This window comes from Pseudaquabacterium inlustre (assembly GCF_038066595.1).
Taxonomy (GTDB): Bacteria; Pseudomonadota; Gammaproteobacteria; order Burkholderiales; family Burkholderiaceae_C; genus Pseudaquabacterium; species Pseudaquabacterium inlustre.
Genome location: NZ_JBBUTH010000007.1, coordinates 136415 through 153231, shown reverse-complemented (window position 1 = coordinate 153231; position 16817 = coordinate 136415). Strand labels below are relative to the sequence as shown.

At 71.3% G+C, this 16817-nt stretch carries 17 protein-coding genes; 9 read left to right on the top strand and 8 right to left on the bottom strand.

Annotated features, from left to right (window positions below; all coding sequences use genetic code 11):
* Position 1 precedes the first annotated feature (1 nt).
* Complete coding sequence (locus AACH10_RS12365; RefSeq protein ID WP_341410727.1) at positions 2-1801, bottom strand: acyclic terpene utilization AtuA family protein; 1800 nt, start codon at positions 1799-1801, stop codon at positions 2-4.
* 220 nt (positions 1802-2021) lie between these two features.
* On the opposite strand from AACH10_RS12365, the gene AACH10_RS12360 reads away from it, so the two are divergent.
* The 5 genes from AACH10_RS12360 (at position 2022) to AACH10_RS12340 (ending at position 7180) form a co-directional block, all read left to right on the top strand.
* A complete protein-coding gene (locus tag AACH10_RS12360; protein WP_341410726.1) occupies positions 2022-2780 on the top strand; it encodes an SDR family NAD(P)-dependent oxidoreductase in 759 nt (252 codons plus the stop codon).
* Between the two features lie 25 nt (positions 2781-2805).
* Positions 2806-4131, top strand: a complete 1326-nt coding sequence (locus AACH10_RS12355; RefSeq protein WP_341410725.1) for an acyl-CoA dehydrogenase family protein — start codon at positions 2806-2808, stop codon at positions 4129-4131.
* Between the two features lie 27 nt (positions 4132-4158).
* A complete protein-coding gene (locus AACH10_RS12350) occupies positions 4159-5211 on the top strand; it encodes an alcohol dehydrogenase family protein (RefSeq protein ID WP_341410724.1) in 1053 nt (350 codons plus the stop codon).
* A gap of 60 nt (positions 5212-5271) precedes the next feature.
* The gene (locus AACH10_RS12345) at positions 5272-6084 is read left to right on the top strand and encodes a 2-keto-4-pentenoate hydratase (RefSeq protein WP_341410723.1); all 813 of its coding nucleotides are present in this window, start codon (positions 5272-5274) and stop codon (positions 6082-6084) included.
* Between the two features lie 142 nt (positions 6085-6226).
* Complete coding sequence (locus tag AACH10_RS12340; RefSeq protein WP_341410722.1) at positions 6227-7180, top strand: zinc metalloprotease; 954 nt, start codon at positions 6227-6229, stop codon at positions 7178-7180.
* A gap of 30 nt (positions 7181-7210) precedes the next feature.
* Here the strand turns inward: AACH10_RS12340 and AACH10_RS12335 are convergent, their stop codons facing one another.
* Positions 7211-7576 (bottom strand): carboxymuconolactone decarboxylase family protein, encoded by a 366-nt coding sequence (locus AACH10_RS12335; RefSeq protein ID WP_341410721.1) that lies wholly within the window; start codon positions 7574-7576, stop codon positions 7211-7213.
* Positions 7577-7783: 207 nt separating this feature from the next.
* On the opposite strand from AACH10_RS12335, the gene AACH10_RS12330 reads away from it, so the two are divergent.
* Positions 7784-9343: a S8 family serine peptidase gene (locus AACH10_RS12330; RefSeq protein ID WP_341410720.1), complete on the top strand. Its 1560-nt coding sequence runs from the start codon at positions 7784-7786 to the stop codon at positions 9341-9343.
* Here the strand turns inward: AACH10_RS12330 and AACH10_RS12325 are convergent.
* Positions 9318-10304 carry a LysR family transcriptional regulator gene (locus tag AACH10_RS12325; protein ID WP_341410719.1) on the bottom strand — a complete coding sequence of 329 codons (987 nt, stop codon included), beginning with the start codon at positions 10302-10304 and terminating at the stop codon, positions 9318-9320. The genes AACH10_RS12330 and AACH10_RS12325 overlap by 26 nt on opposite strands.
* A 107-nt stretch (positions 10305-10411) precedes the next feature.
* Here AACH10_RS12325 and AACH10_RS12320 point away from each other — a divergent pair, with 107 nt between their 5' ends.
* From AACH10_RS12320 to AACH10_RS12310, 3 genes are read left to right on the top strand one after another with little or no spacing between them, the layout of a single operon-like run.
* Entirely contained in the window at positions 10412-11431 is a 1020-nt protein-coding gene (locus tag AACH10_RS12320) for a Bug family tripartite tricarboxylate transporter substrate binding protein (protein ID WP_341410718.1), read from the top strand.
* An 8-nt stretch (positions 11432-11439) separates the two neighbouring features.
* Positions 11440-12357 carry an alpha/beta fold hydrolase gene (locus AACH10_RS12315; RefSeq protein ID WP_341410717.1) on the top strand — a complete coding sequence of 306 codons (918 nt, stop codon included), beginning with the start codon at positions 11440-11442 and terminating at the stop codon, positions 12355-12357.
* Positions 12354-12842: a DUF3237 domain-containing protein gene (locus tag AACH10_RS12310; protein WP_341410716.1), complete on the top strand. Its 489-nt coding sequence runs from the start codon at positions 12354-12356 to the stop codon at positions 12840-12842. Before AACH10_RS12315 ends, AACH10_RS12310 begins: the two co-directional genes overlap by 4 nt.
* A 14-nt stretch (positions 12843-12856) precedes the next feature.
* Here AACH10_RS12310 and AACH10_RS12305 read toward each other — a convergent pair whose 3' ends face one another.
* From AACH10_RS12305 to AACH10_RS12285, 5 genes are read right to left on the bottom strand one after another with little or no spacing between them, the layout of a single operon-like run.
* Complete coding sequence (locus tag AACH10_RS12305; RefSeq protein WP_341410715.1) at positions 12857-13615, bottom strand: class II aldolase/adducin family protein; 759 nt, start codon at positions 13613-13615, stop codon at positions 12857-12859.
* 10 nt (positions 13616-13625) lie between these two features.
* A complete protein-coding gene (hpaH, locus tag AACH10_RS12300; protein WP_341410714.1) occupies positions 13626-14429 on the bottom strand; it encodes a 2-oxo-hept-4-ene-1,7-dioate hydratase in 804 nt (267 codons plus the stop codon).
* Between the two features lie 11 nt (positions 14430-14440).
* A complete protein-coding gene (locus AACH10_RS12295; RefSeq protein ID WP_341410713.1) occupies positions 14441-14851 on the bottom strand; it encodes a 5-carboxymethyl-2-hydroxymuconate isomerase in 411 nt (136 codons plus the stop codon).
* Between the two features lie 16 nt (positions 14852-14867).
* Positions 14868-15794 carry a 3,4-dihydroxyphenylacetate 2,3-dioxygenase gene (gene hpaD, locus AACH10_RS12290; protein WP_341410712.1) on the bottom strand — a complete coding sequence of 309 codons (927 nt, stop codon included), beginning with the start codon at positions 15792-15794 and terminating at the stop codon, positions 14868-14870.
* A 46-nt stretch (positions 15795-15840) separates the two neighbouring features.
* On the bottom strand, positions 15841-16815 hold the full coding sequence (locus AACH10_RS12285) for a Bug family tripartite tricarboxylate transporter substrate binding protein (protein WP_341411164.1): 975 nt from the start codon (positions 16813-16815) through the stop codon (positions 15841-15843).
* Between the last annotated feature and the right edge of the window lie 2 nt (positions 16816-16817).

Below are 16817 nucleotides of genomic sequence, written 5' to 3'. Positions count from 1 at the left end.
GTCAGCCGTCGCCCAAGGCGCTGGGCACCCGCACGGTCTTGGCCAGGATCGCCTCGCCCACCGCCTTGCCGGCCTGATCGGCGCGCAGGTTGCTCGATCCACCGCGGCCCAGCAGTCCTTCGATGACGAAGTGCACCGCGTGCAGGTGCGGCAGCTCGTGGCGGCGCAGCGTGAGGCCCGCAGCTTCGGGCAGCAGGGTGCGCAGGCGGTCGCTGCTGAGATAGGCGCGTAGCCAGGGCCACGCCGCCGCGTCCTTCGCCCACAGCCCCACATTGCTGTTGCCGCCCTTGTCGCCGCAGCGGGCGTGGGCGATCAGGCCCAGCGGGACGTCGCGGGTCGGTTCGTCGCCGGTCGGCGCATCGGGCTCGGTCGATGGCGGCTGCTCGATCAGCGGCCCGGCGGGCGGATGGGGCACGGCCAGCCGCGTGCCATCGGCCAGCACCGCCTCGTGGCGGATCACGCTGACCGGCAGCACGGCCGGCCAGTACTCGGTGCGCGGCCAGGGCTCGTTGACGCGGCGCGCGCCGGTGTCCAGGTGCACCCCCGGAAAGCTGCTCAGGTACAGCGCATGCAGGCCGCCGGCCAGGCGCTTCAGCGGCCCGGGCTCGCGCGCCGTGGCCATCACGCGCACGGCCACGCTGGCGTCGGCCTGCGTGGCGCCGGGGCCGCAGTCGGGACGGCCGAAGCGGGTGATCTCCAACTCATCGACCTGGTCGGCGCCGCCCCAGCCGATCAGCTGCTCGCGCAGCAGCGCGATCTTGGCGTCGATGTCGCGGCCGGTGACGAACACGGTGTTCACCAGCTGCCAGCCGATGTCGGCAAACAGCGCCAGCTTGGTGGTGGCCGGCGGCGGCGCACCGACGGCGCCGCGCACGGCCACGCGGTCAGGCGCAATTTGTTCCAGCGTGACGCCCGAGAAATCGGTGGTGACGTCGGGGTTCAGGTAGATGGGGCCCTGGATCTCGTAGACCAGCTGGGCGGTGACCGTGTCCACGGTCACCATGCCGCCATGGCCGGCGTGCTTGGTGATGATCGCGCTGCCGTCGTGCGCCACCTCGGCGATCGGGAAGCCCGGTTGGGCCATGCCGGGCACGGCCGTGAAGCCGCTGAAGTTGCCGCCGGTGGCATGCGGGCCGCACTCGATGATGTGGCCGGCCACCACGGCGCCGGCCAGCGCGGGCCAGTCGTCCAGGGCCCAGCCATGCCACCAGGCGCAGGGGCCGACGGTGAGGGATGCATCGGTGACGCGGCCGCAGACCACGATGTCGGCGCCCGCGGCCAGCGCGCGGGCGATGCCCCAGCCGCCCAGGTAGGCGTTGGCGGCGATCGGTTGGGCGCCTTCGGGCTTGTCCACGCTGGCGCCCCAGGTGGCCAGCGGCTCGTGCGTGTCGAGGTGCGGAAGCGCATGGCCGGCGGCGCGCAGCTCGGCCATGCGCGGCAGCAGGTTGTCGCCTTCCACGTGGGCCACGTTCAGATCGAGCCCGGCGGCCGCCACCAGGCCGCGCAGGTGCTCGGCCAGCGCGGCGGGGTGGAAGCCGCCGGCATTGGTGACGACCTTCAGCCCGCGCTCTGCAATGCGCGGCAGCTGCGGCCGGATCTGCGACACGAAGGCATCCACATAGCCCTTGCGCCCGTCGCGCGCATGCAGGGCCGACAGCGTGGCCAGCGTGATCTCGGCCAGGTAGTCGGCGGTGAGCACGTCCACCGGGTCGCCGTCCAGCACCTCGGCCAGCGCGGTGAAGCGGTCGCCCAGGTAGCCGGAGAAGTTGGCCAGGCGCAGCGGGCGGCGGGGTGTTGTCATGGTGCTGGCTGGCGTGCGGTGTGGACCTGCGCAGTCTGGCGCGCCGGCGTCGGGATGCCCATCGTCCGATGCGACGAATGGCCCCGCCCGACGGGCGTCACGACACCCAGGTGACACCCCCTCTCCGGGCATGCCCTGATGCCGCGCTGTCCGCCGCGTGACGCGGCGCCAGCGCCGCGCAGGCGCACCATGCCGCGAGACACAGCCACGGGAGAGCGAGATGAACGACACCGATTTCACCGGCCAGCGCGTGCTGGTGGTGGGCGGCAGCAGCGGCATCGGCAACGGTGTTGCCCACGCCTTCAGGGCGCGCGGTGCCGAGGTGCATGTGTGGGGCACGCGCCCCAGCGCGGCCGACTACGCCGGCAGCGAGGGCAGTGACCTGACCGGCCTGCACTACACCGGCGTGAACGTGGGCGACCCCGACGCGATTGACCGCGCGCCGCAGCCGGGCGGTGACGGTGCCACGCTGGATGTGCTGGTGCTGTGCCAGGGCACCGTGGTGTACCGCCGCGGCGAGTTCGAGCGCGAAGGCTGGGACCAGGTGATGGCCGTCAACCTCGACAGCCTGATGCACTGCTGCCGCCGCTTCAAGCCGGCGCTGCTGCCGTCCGACGGCAGGCCGGGCGGCCGCATCGTCATCGTCAGCAGCATCGCCGGCTATGGCGCCAACGTGGGCAACCCGGCCTATGCCGCCAGCAAGGCCGGTGCCATCAGCCTGACGCGCACGCTGGGCGTGGCCTGGGCGCCCGAAGGCATCCGCGTCAACGGCATGGCGCCGGGCCTGGTGGACACCAAGCTCACCAAGGTGACCACCGAGCACCCCAAGCGCCTGGAAGGCGCGCTGGCCAGGATCCCCATGCACCGCATGGGCACGCCCGCCGACATGGCCGGCGCCGTGCTGTTCCTGGCCTCGCCGCTGGCCGCGTACATGGCGGGCCAGACCATCGCCTGCGATGGCGGTTTGAGCCTCGCCTGATCCAACCCCTCACGAGACCCCGAACATGAACTTCGACCACAGCGAGAAAGTGCAAGGCCTGCTGGCGCAACTCAACGCCTTCATGGACCAGCATGTCTACCCCAAGGAGCGCGAGCACGAGGACTGGGTGAACGACCCGAGCAAGCTCTGGCAGCACTGGCCCGGCATCGAGCCGCTGAAGAAGCTGGCGCGCGAGCAAGGCCTGTGGAACCTGTTCCTGCCGCACGAATACGGCGCCATCAGCCCGGGCCTCACCAACCTGGAGTACGCGCCGCTGGCCGAGGTGATGGGCCGCGTGCCCTGGAGCAGCGAGGTCTTCAACTGTTCGGCACCCGACACCGGCAACATGGAGGTGCTGGCTCGCTACGGCACGCCGGCGCAGCAGGCGCAGTGGCTGCTGCCGCTGCTGGATGGCGCCATCCGCTCGGCCTACGTGATGACCGAGCCGCAGGTGGCGTCATCCGACGCCACCAACGTGGCGCTGCGCATCGAGCATGACGGCGACGAATTGGTGCTGAACGGCCGCAAGTGGTGGATCAGCGGCATCATGGACGAGCGCTGCACGCTGCTGCTGGTGATGGGCAAGGATGCGTCGATCGGTGAGGCCGGCGGCCGCTACGGCCAGCACAGCACCGTGATCGTGCCGCGTGGCACACCGGGCCTGACCATCGTGCGCAACCAGAAGGTCTTCGGCCGCCTGCACTCGCCCGGTGGCGAGGCCGAATTGCGCTTCGAGAACGTGCGCGTGCCCAAGGCCAACCTGATCCTCGGCCCCGGCAAGGGCTTCGAGATCGCGCAAGGCCGCCTCGGCCCCGGCCGCATCCACCACTGCATGCGCTCCATCGGCCAAGCCCAGCGCGCACTCGAGACCATGTGCCGCCGCGTCGAGGCGCGCAGCACCTTCGGCCGCAAGCTCAGCGAGCAAAGCGCCATCCGGCAAGACGTGGCCCTGAGCTTCTGCGAGATCGAGCAGGCCCGCCTGCTGACGCTGAAGGCCGCCGACATGATGGACAAGCACGGCAACAAGGTGGCCAAGGACCTGATCGCGGCCATCAAGGTGGTGGCCCCCAGCATGGCCACCACGGTGATCGACCGCGCCATCCAGGCCCACGGTGGCATGGGCGTCAGCGACGACACCGAACTGGCCTACTTCTGGGCCATCAACCGCTTCGTGCGGATTGCCGACGGACCCGACGCCGTGCACATGAACCAGCTGGGCCGGCAGAAGATCAAGGAACTGTCGGCCATTCCGGCGCAGGGCATGTCGCCGGCCGATGCCTCGGGTGAGCAGCCGGCGCACCCGCCCGGCACCACCGGCGCCAGCGTGGTGCAGCCGTCACCGGCGCGCTGAACCGAACTGCAATCAGGGAGGCACACCATGAAAGCCCTGGCCTACTTCGGCCAACGCGACATCCGCTTCACCGAGCTGATCGACCCGAAGATCGAGGACGACCGCGACGCGATCATCCAGGTCAGGGCCTGCGCCATCTGCGGCAGTGACCTGCACATCTACCACGGCCACGGATTCTCGGAAGACATCGGCTTTTGCGTGGGTCACGAGGCCGTGGGCGAGGTGGTGGAGGCCGGCCGCGGCGTGCGCCAGCTGAAGGTGGGCCAGCGCGTGATGGTGTCGGCCGCCGTGGGCTGCGGCCAGTGCGCGCCCTGCCTGGCCGGCGTGGTGAACCGCTGCGTCACCAATTCGGGCAACTGCTACGGCCTGAGCGCCAAGCTGCAGGGCAGCCAGGCCGAATACCTGCGCGTGCCCACGGCCGACTTCAACGCCCGTGCCATCCCCGAAGGCCTGAGCGACGAGCAGGCGCTGATGCTCACCGACGCCCAGGCCACCGCCTGGTTCGGTGCGCGCAATGCCGACATCCGCCCCGGCAGCACGGTGGCCGTGGTCGGCCTGGGGCCCATCGGCCTGATGGGCGTGGAATCGGCCTTCGTGATGGGCGCCAGCCGCGTGTTCGCCATCGACCGCGTGCCCGAGCGCCGCGCGCTGGCCGCCAGCCTGGGTGCCACCGCGCTCGATGGCGACGACCCCAAGGCCCTGGCCGCGCAGCTGGCCGAGGCCACGCAAGGTCGCATGGCCGACTGCGTGCTGGAGGCCGTGGGCTACGAGGCCACGATCAGCCTGGCCATGCGCCTGGCGGGCCGCCGCGGCACGGTGAGTGTGATCGGCGTGGCGCAGGAGAGGATGGTGGCGTTCCCGATGTGGCATGCCTTCAACATGGGGCTCACCTTCCGCATCGGCACCTGCTCGGTGCCCGAGGAATGGCCGGCCCTGGTGCCCCTGGTGCAGGCGGGCCGCCTGCATCCCGAGCGCTTCATCAGCCACCGCCTGTCGCTCAGCGAAGGTGCCCGGGCTTACGAGTTGTTCGACCGGCGCGAAGACGGCGCGTTGAAAATGGTGTTGCGCCCGGGTGGCTGACGCGTGACGCGGGCCACGCCAGGTCCGCTTGGAAGCCGCCGCCTCTGATGAAAGCCACCGATGCCACCCATTGACGCCACCGCCACTGCCACCGCTGCGCGCCTGCTCTGGTCCGCTCGCCAGGCCGGCACGGTGATCGACCAGCTGCCACCTGATCTGCGCCCGCACGACCTGGCCGCCGGCCATGCCATCCAGGCCGCGCTGCCGGCCGTGGCGGGTGACGCGGTGGTGGGCTGGAAGATCGCCGCCACCAGCACGGCGGGCCAGCAGCACATTGCCGTGGACGGGCCGCTGGCCGGGCGCATCCTGGCGGGCTTCGTGCATCCGGTGGGGGCCACGCTGTCGCTGGCGGGCAACCGCATGCGCGTGCTCGAGCCCGAGCTCGCGTTCCGCTTCGGCCAGGCGTTGCCGCCGCGCGCGGCGCCCTACTCGGTGGACGAGGTGATGGCCGCGGTGGCCTCGCTGCATCCGTCGTTCGAGCTGCCCGACTCGCGCTATGCCGACTTCTGTGCCGTGGGCAAGGCGCAGCTGATCGCCGACGACGCCTGCTGCGGCAGCTTCGCGTTCGGCGAGGCCGCGCCCGAGGCCTGGCGCACGCTGGACCTGGCGGCGCACACGGTGCACGCCACGGTGCGCGGTGCCGATGGCACGCCGCGCTATGAGCGCCAGGGCGAGGGCCGGGCACTGCTGGGCGACCCGCGCACCGCGCTCACCTGGCTGGCCAACGAGTTGTCGGCGCTGGGCGTGGGCCTGCGCGCGGGCGACTGGGCCTCGTGCGGCACCTGCATGGTGCCGCTGGCCATCCAGCCGGGCGACCGGGTGGTGGCCGATTACGGTGTGCTCGGGCGCATCGAGATCGGCCTCGCGCCCTGACCGTCCGGCGGCGCGGTGCCCGTCAAGCGAGGGGGTTGACGCCCGGCGTGGGGCCTTCAACCATCGCGCACGCGCGGCGCCGTCGCGGCGACATCCTGTGGCCGCACAGGCGCCTTGCGACCCCCCCCCACAGGAGACAACCATGCGCAAGACATCCGCCCTGCTGCTCGCCGTGCTGGTCGCGGTCAGCCTGCCCAGCCTGGCCCAGACGCCGGTGGCCGTGCAGGCCCGTGCCGACGACAACGTGCCCTTCGTGCTGGAGGGACGTTCGTTCGCCAACAAGGCGGCCTTCATCGCCGCCGGCCTGCGCTGCGGCGCGCCGCACATCGACGACATCCGCGCCAACGAGATCGACCGCGAGATCACGCCGCGCATGCCCAAGCGCATCAACGGCAAGCTGTCGGTGCTGGACATGGCGGCCCGTGGGGGCGTGGTCAACGTGGTGTGGCACAGCATCACCAACTCGGCGGGCCAGGGCGCACCCACGGCACAGCAGATCCAGAGCCAGATCGCCGTGCTGAACGCGGCCTACGCGCCCTCGGGCTTCAGCTTCAACCTGGTGGGCACCACCACCACGCGCAATGACGCCTGGTACACCGCCGGGCCGGGCACCACGGCCGAGAAGCAGATGAAGCAGGCGTTGCGCCAGGGCTCGGCCGCCACGCTGAACATCTATTCCAGCAACCCCGGCGGCGGCCTGCTGGGCTGGGCCACCTTCCCGTCCGACTACCAGGCCAACCCGTCGGCTGACGGCGTGGTGCTGCTGTACAGCTCGGTGCCCGGCGGCTCGGCCGCACCCTACAACCTGGGTGACACCGGCACGCACGAGGTGGGCCACTGGATGGGCCTGTACCACACGTTCCAGGGCGGCTGCAAGAAGTCGGCGAACCAGGGCGACATCGTGGCCGACACGCCGGCCGAGCGCAGTGCCGCCTATGGCTGCCCGGTGGGCCGCGACTCGTGCACCACCATCAGCGGGATCGATCCCATCAACAACTTCATGGACTACACCGACGACGCCTGCATGGACCGGTTCTCCACCGGGCAGGACGACCGCATGAACGCGTCGTGGACGACCTACCGCCTGGGCAAGTGAGCCCGGCGCCGGTGCGGCCTGATCGGGAGATCAGGCCGCGTCGATGACCTCGGCGGCGGTGCGGAAGGCATCCACCGCCGCCGGGAAGCCGCAGTACACGCTGGCATGCAGGAAGATCTCCTGCAGTTCTTCCTTCGTCACGCCGTTGTTCAGCGCGCCGCGCACATGCACCTTCAGCTCGTGCATGCGGCCCAGCGCCACCAGCATCGACACCGTGACGATGCTGCGCGTGCGCAGGTCGATGCCTTCACGCTGCCAGGTGTTGCCCCAGGCGTGGCGGGTCACCAGCTCCTGCAGCGGCGCGCTGAAGGGCGTGGCCTTGGCCAGTGCGGCGTCGACATAGGCGTCGCCCAGCACGGCGCGGCGGGTGGCAAGGCCTTGGGGATCGAGGTCCATCGTGGGGGCTCCGTTGTGAGGCCCGCCAGCATAGCGGCGGCCGGTGCCAGGGAATGTCCCAGGGCGCGCGTGCCCGGCGCGATGCGCTGCCACTGATAGCCTCCCGGGCCACGACCAGCCGATGCCGGCCGCGTGGGCCCGGCCCGGGCCGATGGCGCGCACGGCTCTTGCTGGACACCGTGCCAATCTTCTGGAGGGATCTGCCACATGCTTCGCCAACCTCGTTTCACCCTGTCCGCCATCGGCCTGGCCCTGGGCCTGCTGGCCACCGCCAGCAGCTGGGCGGCCGACGACACTCGGCGCGTGATCGTGGCCTACAAGACCGGCTCGGCCGCAGCGGCCAAGGCGGCCGTGCAGGCCGCGCGCGGGCTGCACAAGCACGACGTGCCGGGCCTGGAGGCCATGGTGGTGGAGATGCCCGCCGCCGCGATGGCCGGCCTGGCCGGCAACCCGCACGTGGCGTTCGTGGAAGAGGACGTCAAGCGCTATCCCTACGCCGGCACCACGCCCAGCACCGGCGCGCCCTATGCCGGCGGCCAGCTGGTGCCCTGGGGCATCAAGGCGGTGCAGGCCGACCTGCTGGCGGGCACCAATGCCGGCAGCCGCAAGCTGTGCATCATCGATTCGGGCTACGCGCGTGGCCACGCCGACCTGTCGGCCGGCACCAACGTCACCGGCGAGTACGACAGCGGCACCGGCTGGTGGTACACCGACGAGAACCACCACGGCACCCACGTGGCCGGCACGATCAGCGCGCTGAACAACGCGGGTACCGGCGTGGTGGGCGTCAGCGAGAACAACACGCTGAAGCTGCACATCGTGAAGGTGTTCGACGCCGCCGGCTGGGCCTACAGCTCCACGCTGGTGGCCGCGGCCGAGAAGTGCCGCCTGGCTGGCGCCAACGTGATCAGCATGTCGCTGGGCGGCACGGTCTCCAGCCGCACCGAGGACACCAAGTTCAGCCAGCTGCTCAACACCTACAACATCCTGTCGATCGCCGCGGCCGGCAATGACGGCAACACGCGCACCTCGTACCCGGCGGGCTATGCCTCGGTGGTGTCGGTGGCGGCCGTGGCCGAAGACATGACGCTGGCCACCTTCTCCCAGCGCAACAAGGACGTGGAGATCGCCGGGCCCGGCGTCAACGTGCTGTCCACCGTGCCCGCGGGCGCCGGGCGGCAGAGCGCGCTGAGCGTGGGTGCCACGGCCTATGCGCCGGGCGGCATGGACGGCTCGCCGCTGGGCACGGTGAACGCGCCGCTGGCCGATTTCGGCCTGGGTGGCACGGCCACCGCCGGCAGCATGACCGGCAAGGTGTGCCTGATCCAGCGCGGCACCTACGACTTCGCGGTCAAGGTCAGCAACTGCCAGGCCTCGGGCGGCGTGGGCGCCATCGTCTACAACAACGCGGCGGGCGGCTTCGGCGGCACGCTGGGCACCACGGCCACCAGCATCCCGTCGGTCACGGCGTCAGACACCGAGGGAGCGGCACTGAAGGCCCAACTGGGCCAGGCCGCCACGCTGGCCGTGACCGCCTGGGACTACGCCTACTACGACGGCACCTCGATGGCCACGCCGCATGTCTCGGCCGTGGCTGCCCTGGTGTGGGCGCGCAACCTCAACTGCACGGCCGCGCAACTGCGCACCTCGCTGAACCTGAGCGCCAAGGACCTGGGCGCCGCCGGCCGTGACAGCAGCTTCGGCTACGGCCTGGTGCAGGCCAAGGCGGCCGACGACCGCATCAAGTCGCTGGGCTGCGGGAAGTGAGCCCGCGCGGCGCGCCGGCCCCACGCTGGCGCGCCGCAAAGGCCAGCAGCCGGGCCACGGCCGGGTTGCGGCCATCGCCCGGCCCCTCGGGCGGCAACAGCAGGCCGAGCGCGTCGATCGGCCAGCGCTGATCCAGCGGCAGCGCCACCAGCTGCCTGGCATCGCACAGCTGCCGCACCACGGCCAGCGGCACCATGGCCACCACCCGCTGCTGCTGCAGCAGCGCCCAGGTCATGGGCAATGCGCGGGTCACCACCGGTGACAGCCGCGGCTGCCAGCCGCGCTCGGCCGCCAGCGCGTCGAGCGCGCGTCGCGCCAGGCTGTCGGCCGGCGCCACCAGCCAGGTCTCGTCGGCCAGTGCGTTCACGCGCACCGCCTTGCGCCGGGCCAGCGGATGCGCCGGGCCGCACACCACCACCATCTCGTCGTCCAGCAGGGGCTCGAACACCCAGCCGCTGGGCAGCACGGCGGGCCGGCGGCAGGCCACCGCGTCCACCTCGCCACGGGCCACCAGGCCGTTGAACTGGTCGGCCTCGGCCTGGCCCAGCAGCACCTGCACGCCGGGCTCGGCCGCGCTGAAGGCCGGCAGCAGCCGGTCGAGCAGGCCGCTCAGGCCCGACACGGTGCTGGCCAGACGGATCACGCCATCGGCCTGCGCCAGCCGCGCGGCGACGGCCTCGCTGCCCTCGGCGATGGCGGCCAGTGCGCGCCGGGCCACGGGCAGCAGCTCCAGCGCGATGGCCGTGGGCGTGACGCCCCGGGCATGCCGCTCGAACAGTGGCGCGCCGAGCAGGCTTTCCAGATCGGCCACCACATGCGTCACCGCCGGCTGGGTCAGGCCCACGGCCTGCGCGGCGCGGCGCAGGCTGCCCAGTTCGGCCACCGCCACCAGCACCTGCAGATGGCGCAGCCGCGCGCGGGCCAGCAGGCGGTGCAGCAGCACGGTGGCAGGGGTGGGCATGGCGGCATGTTAGCGATCAATGGCATTGATCGCTGGCGGCGATATTTGATTGGTCACTTCTCGCCCAGGCTTCCAGAATGCGGCGCAAACAACGAAGGAGACTCCGCATGAACCCGACCCGACGACGCCTGGGCGCGTCTCTGCTGGCCAGCGCGGTGGTGGCGCTGCCTGGCCTGGCGCCCACCCACGCACTGGCCCAGGGCGGCGGCGCATCGGCCGCTGCCAGCACCCGCCCGGTGAAGCTGGTGGTGGGCGCGGCGCCCGGTGGCCCGTCCGACTTCCTGGCGCGGTTGATGGCCGATGCCTTGTCGGCCCAGCGCGGCGGCCAGGCCCATGTGGTCGAGAACAAGCCCGGCGCCAGCGGCAGCTTCGCCGCCGATGCGGTGGCCAAGGCCGCGCCCGACGCGCACACGCTGCTGCTCAGCGGCCCGGCCGCCACGGTGAACGCGCCCTTCGTGATGGCCCGGCTGGCCTACGACCCGGTGAAGGACCTGACCCCGGTGGCGGTGATCGGGGCCGGCGCCTTCGTGCTGGCGGTGAATGCCGCGCTGCCGGTGCGCAGCGCGGCCGATCTGATCGCCCAGGCCCGGGCCAACCCCGGCGCCTTGAACTACGGCTCCGGCGGCAATGGGTCGTCGGGCCACCTGGCGGGCGAGTTCTTCGGCCAGACCGTGGGCGTGAAGATGACCCATGTGCCCTACAAGGGCGACGGCCCGGCCGTCAACGACCTGCTGGGCGGCCAGATCCAGGTGATGTTCACCGCACCCAACGTGGCCCTGCCGCATGCCAAGGCCGGCAAGCTGCGCATCCTGGCCGTGACCTCGCGCGAGCGCCTGGCGGCGCTGCCCGAGGTGCCCACGATGATCGAGGCCGGCCTGAAGAACTTCGAGTTCCTGGGCTGGATCATGGCCTTCGTGCCGCAGGGCACGCCCCGCCCGGCGGTGGAGGCCTTGCAGGCCGCCTGGGCCCGGGCCCGCATGCAGCCCGCCCTGCGCAACAAGCTGGAGGAACTGGGCATGCAGCCGCCCGAGCGCCTGGCCGCGCCGGAGGCCGTGGCACCGTTCCTGGCCGAGGAGCGCGAACGCATGGCCCGGCTGGTGAAGATCGCCGGCATCAAGCCGGAATGAGCGCGGCCGTGAATGCAGCCGTGACTGCCGACGTGACTGCCGCGGGGGAACCCGTTCCCACGCTGGAGCGCCTGAACCCGCAGGCCGTGCACCTGCCTGGCGGCGTGCAACTGCACCACGCCACCGCCGGTGCGGGTGCGCCGCTGGTCTTCATCCACGGCGCCATGGGCGACTGGCGCGCCTGGGCACCGCAGTGGGACGCGTTCACGGCACGTTATCGATGCACCAGCTACAGCCGCCGCTACAGCCACCCCAACCGCAACGACATGCCGTCGCCCGACCACTCGGCGCTGATCGAGGCCGACGACCTGGCCGCGCTGCTGGATGCGATGGGCACGCCGCGCGCCATCCTGGTGGGCAGTTCCTACGGGGCCTTCACCGCGCTGGCGCTGGCGGTGGCGCAGCCGCAGCGCGTGGCGGCGGTGGTGGCGGTGGAGCCGGCCATGCTGTGCTATGCCGACTTCTCCGAGGCCGGCCGCGCCGAACGGGCGCGCTTTCGTGCCCAGACCATCGAGCCGGCCAATGCCGCCTTCCGCCGCGGCGAGGACGCGCTGGCCGCGCAGCTGATGACCGGTGGCATCAACGGCGCCGCGTCGCCGGTGAACCAGGGCCCGGCCTACGAGCGCCGGCTGCAGAATGTGCGGGCGATGCGCATGCTGGCCCTGTCGAGCGACGAGTTCCCGCTGCTGCCGCCCCAGGCGCTGGCGGCGCTGCCGATGCCGGTGCTGCTGGTCAGTGGCCAGCGCACGCCGGCCATCCACGCCCACACCTTTGCCAATGTGGCTGCGGCCATGCCGCAGGCCGAGGTGCAGCGCGTGGCCGACGCCGGCCACGGCGTGGCGCGCGACCAGCCGGCGGTGTTCAACGCGCTGGCGCTGGATTTCCTGGCGCGGCACCGCGCCGCCATCGAGGCCCGCCTGTCATGAGCCCCACCGACGCTGCCGCACTGCGCGCGCTGGCCGACACCCTGCCGGCCGAGGCGCCGGGCACCCGCCTGGCCTGGCGCGCCGCCGTCACCGTGGCCGAGCGCGAGGCGCTGGGCACCGGCCCGACGGGCGAGCGCTTCATCGTGCCGATCACCGGCGGGGCGTTCTGGGGCGGGCCGGCGCATCCCCAGCTGCACGGCCACGTGCGGACCGGCGGCGCCGACCGCCAGCTGCTGCGTGCCGACGGCATCAAGGAACTGGATGCGCTGTACGAGCTGCAGGTGCACGACGGCACCGTGATCACGGTGCGCAACCATGTGCGGATCGACGAGGCCGAGAACCCGCGCTATGCGCGCTCGGTCGTGCAGGTCACGGCGCCGGCCGGGCCCTGGGCCTGGCTGAACCGCCGCGTGTTCGTGGGCACGCTGCACAGCCTGCGTCCGCAGGCGGTGGCGGTGCTGGTCAGCGTGTTCGAGCTGGTCTGAGCTGGGCTGGGCGTTCAGGCCCGGTAGCCCGGATCGTCGCGGTCGATCAGCCGCTGCATCGCGGCGAACACGTCCTCGCCCGCGCCGAACTTCGGGTTGAAGTTCAGCGAGTCGCGCACGCAGCCTTCCATCACCGGCACCGGAATGGGCCGTGCGCGGCCCATGCTCATCGTGGCCAGCTGCACCTCGCAGGCGCGCTGCACCAGCCACATCAGGTTGAAGGTCTGCGCCAGCGTGGCGCCCATCACCACCGGGCCGTGGTTGCGCAGCAGCAGCACCTTCTTGCCGCCGGCGCTGGCCAGGATGCGCTCGCCCTCATCCAGGTGCACGGTGATGCCCTCGAAGTCGTGGTACGCCACCTGGCCCCACAGCTGCGCCGCGTAGAAGTTGCTCCAGGAGAGGCCCTCTTCCAGGCAGCACACGGCCATGGTGGGCGTGGTGTGCACGTGCATCACGCAGTGGGCATCCGGCACGCGCTGGTGGATGGCGCCGTGGAAGGTGAAGCCGGCCGGGTTGATCGGCCAGTCGCTGTGGCCCAGGATGTTGCCGCGCACATCCACCTTCACCAGGTTGCTGGCAGTCACCTCGCTGTAGTGCAGGCCGAAGGGGTTGATCAGGAAGGCGTCATCCTCGCCGGGCACGCGCAGCGACAAGTGGTTGTAGATCAGCTCGGCCCAGCCGAGGCGGGCGAACATGCGGTAGCAGGCGGCCAGCTGAACGCGGGCCTGCCATTCGCCATCGCTGTAGCGGGCGGGTTTGACGAACGCGGTCATGGCTTGCTCCTCACGCAAAGCGGAACGAGATCGAGCCGAGCGGCCCGTAGTCGACATGGAAGCTGTCGCCGGCCACGGCATTGACCGGCCGCGTGAAGCTGCCGGCCAGCACCACGTCACCGGCGTTCAGGCGCTCGCCGTGCGGGGCGATCTTGTCGGCCAGCCAGGCCACGCCATTGGCCGGGTGGTTCAGCACGCCGGCGGCCAGGCCCGTTTCTTCCACCACGCCGTTCTTGTGCAGCAGCGCGCCCACCCAGCGCAGGTCCACATCCATCGGCCGCACCGGGCGCCCGCCCAGCACGATGCCGGCATTGGCCGCAAAGTCGCTGATCGTGTCGAACACCTTGCGCATCTGCTTGGTGTCGCGGTCGAACTGCTCGATGCGCGCGTCGATGATCTCCACCGCCGGGCTCACGTACTCGGTGGCCGACAGCACATCGAACAGCGTGACGCCCGGGCCTTCGAGCGGCTTGCCCAGGATGAAGGCCAGCTCCACCTCCACGCGCGGGGCGATGAAGCGGTGGATCGGGATGTCGCCGCCCGACGCGAAGAACATGTCGTCCATCAGCGGTGCGTAGTCGGGCTCGTCGATCTGGCTGCTCTGCTGCATGGCGCGCGAGGTCAGGCCGATCTTGCGGCCCTTCACGGTGCGGCCATCGGCGATCTCCAGCTTCACCCATTCGCGCTGGATGGCATAGCCATCGTCGATGGTCATGCCGGGGTGCTGCTGGCTGAAGTGGCGCACCTGCGTGCGGGTCTTGCGCGCCTCGTACAGTTGGCGGGCCAGGGCGGTGATGGTGGCTTGATCGAGCATCGGTGGGGCTTTCAGGGGGCCTTCTTGGCGAACACGTCGTGCAGGTTGCCGAACTTGGCATCGAAGACCTCGGGGCCTTCGTCGATCTGCAGCGTCAGGCCCACGGGCCGGCGGGCCAGCACGGGGGCGAAGTGGCCGCGCGCGGCCTCGGTGAGCGTCTGCCCGGCGGCGGCCTGGGTGGCGGCGCTGCGCCCCCGGCCCATGCGCACGTTGAAGTAGCAGAAGGCGAAGTCGCCCGAGCCATCGGCCACCGCGTAATGCGCGGCCGGGTAGGCCAGCACGCGCGTGCCGCCGGTGGGGAAGACGGGCTTGCCGGCCTCGTCTTTCACCGTGAGCATGGCGTCGGCCATGGTGCGGCACAGCGCCGCCATGTCGGTGTCGGCCTCGAGGTTGGGCGTGTAGTAGATGACCAGGTGGGGCATGGCGGTGCGTGGGGGTTCAGAGCCGCGTGGCGATGCTGGTGTAGCCGTCGGCCGCCGAGGCCACTGCCTTCGGGATGGCCCGGCCATCCTGCGGCGTGACCGGAAAGATGGCGTTCAGCTGCCCGGTGCCCGAGGCGCCGAAGTAGGGCGTGACGACTTCCACCGGCGCGTCGTAGGCGCTCCAGCCGAGGGCGCCCAGCAGCATGGCCGTGTCATGCATGAAGCCCTCGCCATGGCCCTTGGCCGCGTACTCGGGCAGCATGGCGCAGAAGTCAGCCCACTGCGCCGTGCCCCACATCTCCAGCACGCGGCGGTCCAGTTGCTCCAGGAACGGGCTCCAGATCTTGAACGCGTACTCGGGCGCCAGGCCGTTCTGCGCAAAGCGGTGGCTGAGCGATCCGCTGGCCAGAAAGGCCACCGTGCCGCTGTAGTGCTCTTCCACTGCCTTGCGCAGCGCCCAGCCCAGGCGGGCCGAGTCATTCAGGTAGTGCGCCTGGCACAGAGCCGACACGCTCACCACCTTGAAGTGCTGGTCGGCGTTCATGTAGCGCAGCGGCACCAGGGTGCCGTACTCGGGCGCCAGCGTGGTGGCGTGGTGGGCCAGCGTTTCCACGCCCATGTCGGTGGCCACCTGGGCCATCACGCGGCCCAGCTCGGCATTGCCGGACGACTCAAACGCCATGTTGGCGATGAAGTGCGGCAGTTCGTTGCTGGTGTAGGTGCCCTTGAAGTGCGGCGCGCAGTTGATGTGGTAGTTGGCGTTGACCAGCCAGTGCGTGTCGAACACCACCAGCGTGTCCACACCCAGTTCGCGACAGCGCCGGCTGATCTCGCGGTGGCCGTCGATGGCGTCCTGCCGCGTGCCGTGGCGCGGGCCGGGCAGCTCGCTCAGGTACATCGACGGCACGTGGGTGATCTTGGCGGCCAAGGCGAGCTTACCCACGGCGAGCCTCCTTCAGGTTTTCCAGCTTTCCCATGAGGATCTCCTGTCAGCTGTCGGCCGTGATGCCGGCCTTACGGATGACCGTGGCGTACTTGTCGGTCTCGCTGCGGATGAAGCTGGCAAACTGCGCCGGGCTGCCGGCCAGCGACACGATGCCGCCCTCGCGGAAGGCCTGCACCACGGCGGGCGCGGCCAGCGCCTGGTTGATCGCGGCGTTCAGCTTGGCCACCACCGCATCGGGCGTGCCGGCACGGGTGAGGATGCCGTTCCACGAGTTGCTTTCCAGCGCCAGGCCCTGCTCGGCCAGCGTGGGGATGTCGGGCGCGAAGGCGCTGCGCCTGGCGGTGGCCATGCCGATGGCCACCAGCTTGCCGCCCTTGACGTGGTTGCGGAACTCGGGCCAGTTGCCGAACATCACGCTCACCTGGCCGCCCAGCAGATCGTTCAGCGCCGGGGCCTGGCCCTTGTAGGGCACGTGGATCAGGTCCACGCCCAGTTGCGCCTCCAGCATGGCGCCCGACAGGTGCGCCGAGGTGCCATTGCCGAAGGACGCATAGCTCAGCTTGCCGGGCGCCTTTTTGGCGGCGGCGGTCAGATCGGCCAGCGTGCGCAGGCCGCTACCGGGGTGGGTGGCCAGCACGTGCTCGCTCAGGCCCATCAGGCCCACCGGGCGCAGATCACGCGCGGCGTCGTAGGGCAGGGCCTTCACCAGCGTCTGGTTGGCGCAGAAGCTGTTGGCCACCGTCACCAGCGTGTGGCCATCGGCCGGCGCCTTGGCGGCGGCATCCACGCCGATCACGGTGCCGGCGCCGGGCTTGTTGTCCACCACCACCGGCTGGCCCAGCGTCTTGCTCAGCTCGGTGGCCACCAGGCGCGTCACCACGTCGGTGGTGCCACCGGGCGGGAAGGGCACGATCAGGCGGATGGGCTTGCTGGGCCAATCGTCCGCGCGGGCGGTCATGGCGCTGAGGGGCAGGGCGGCGCTGATGGCCGCGCCTTGCAGTAGGTGGCGGCGGCGCAGCA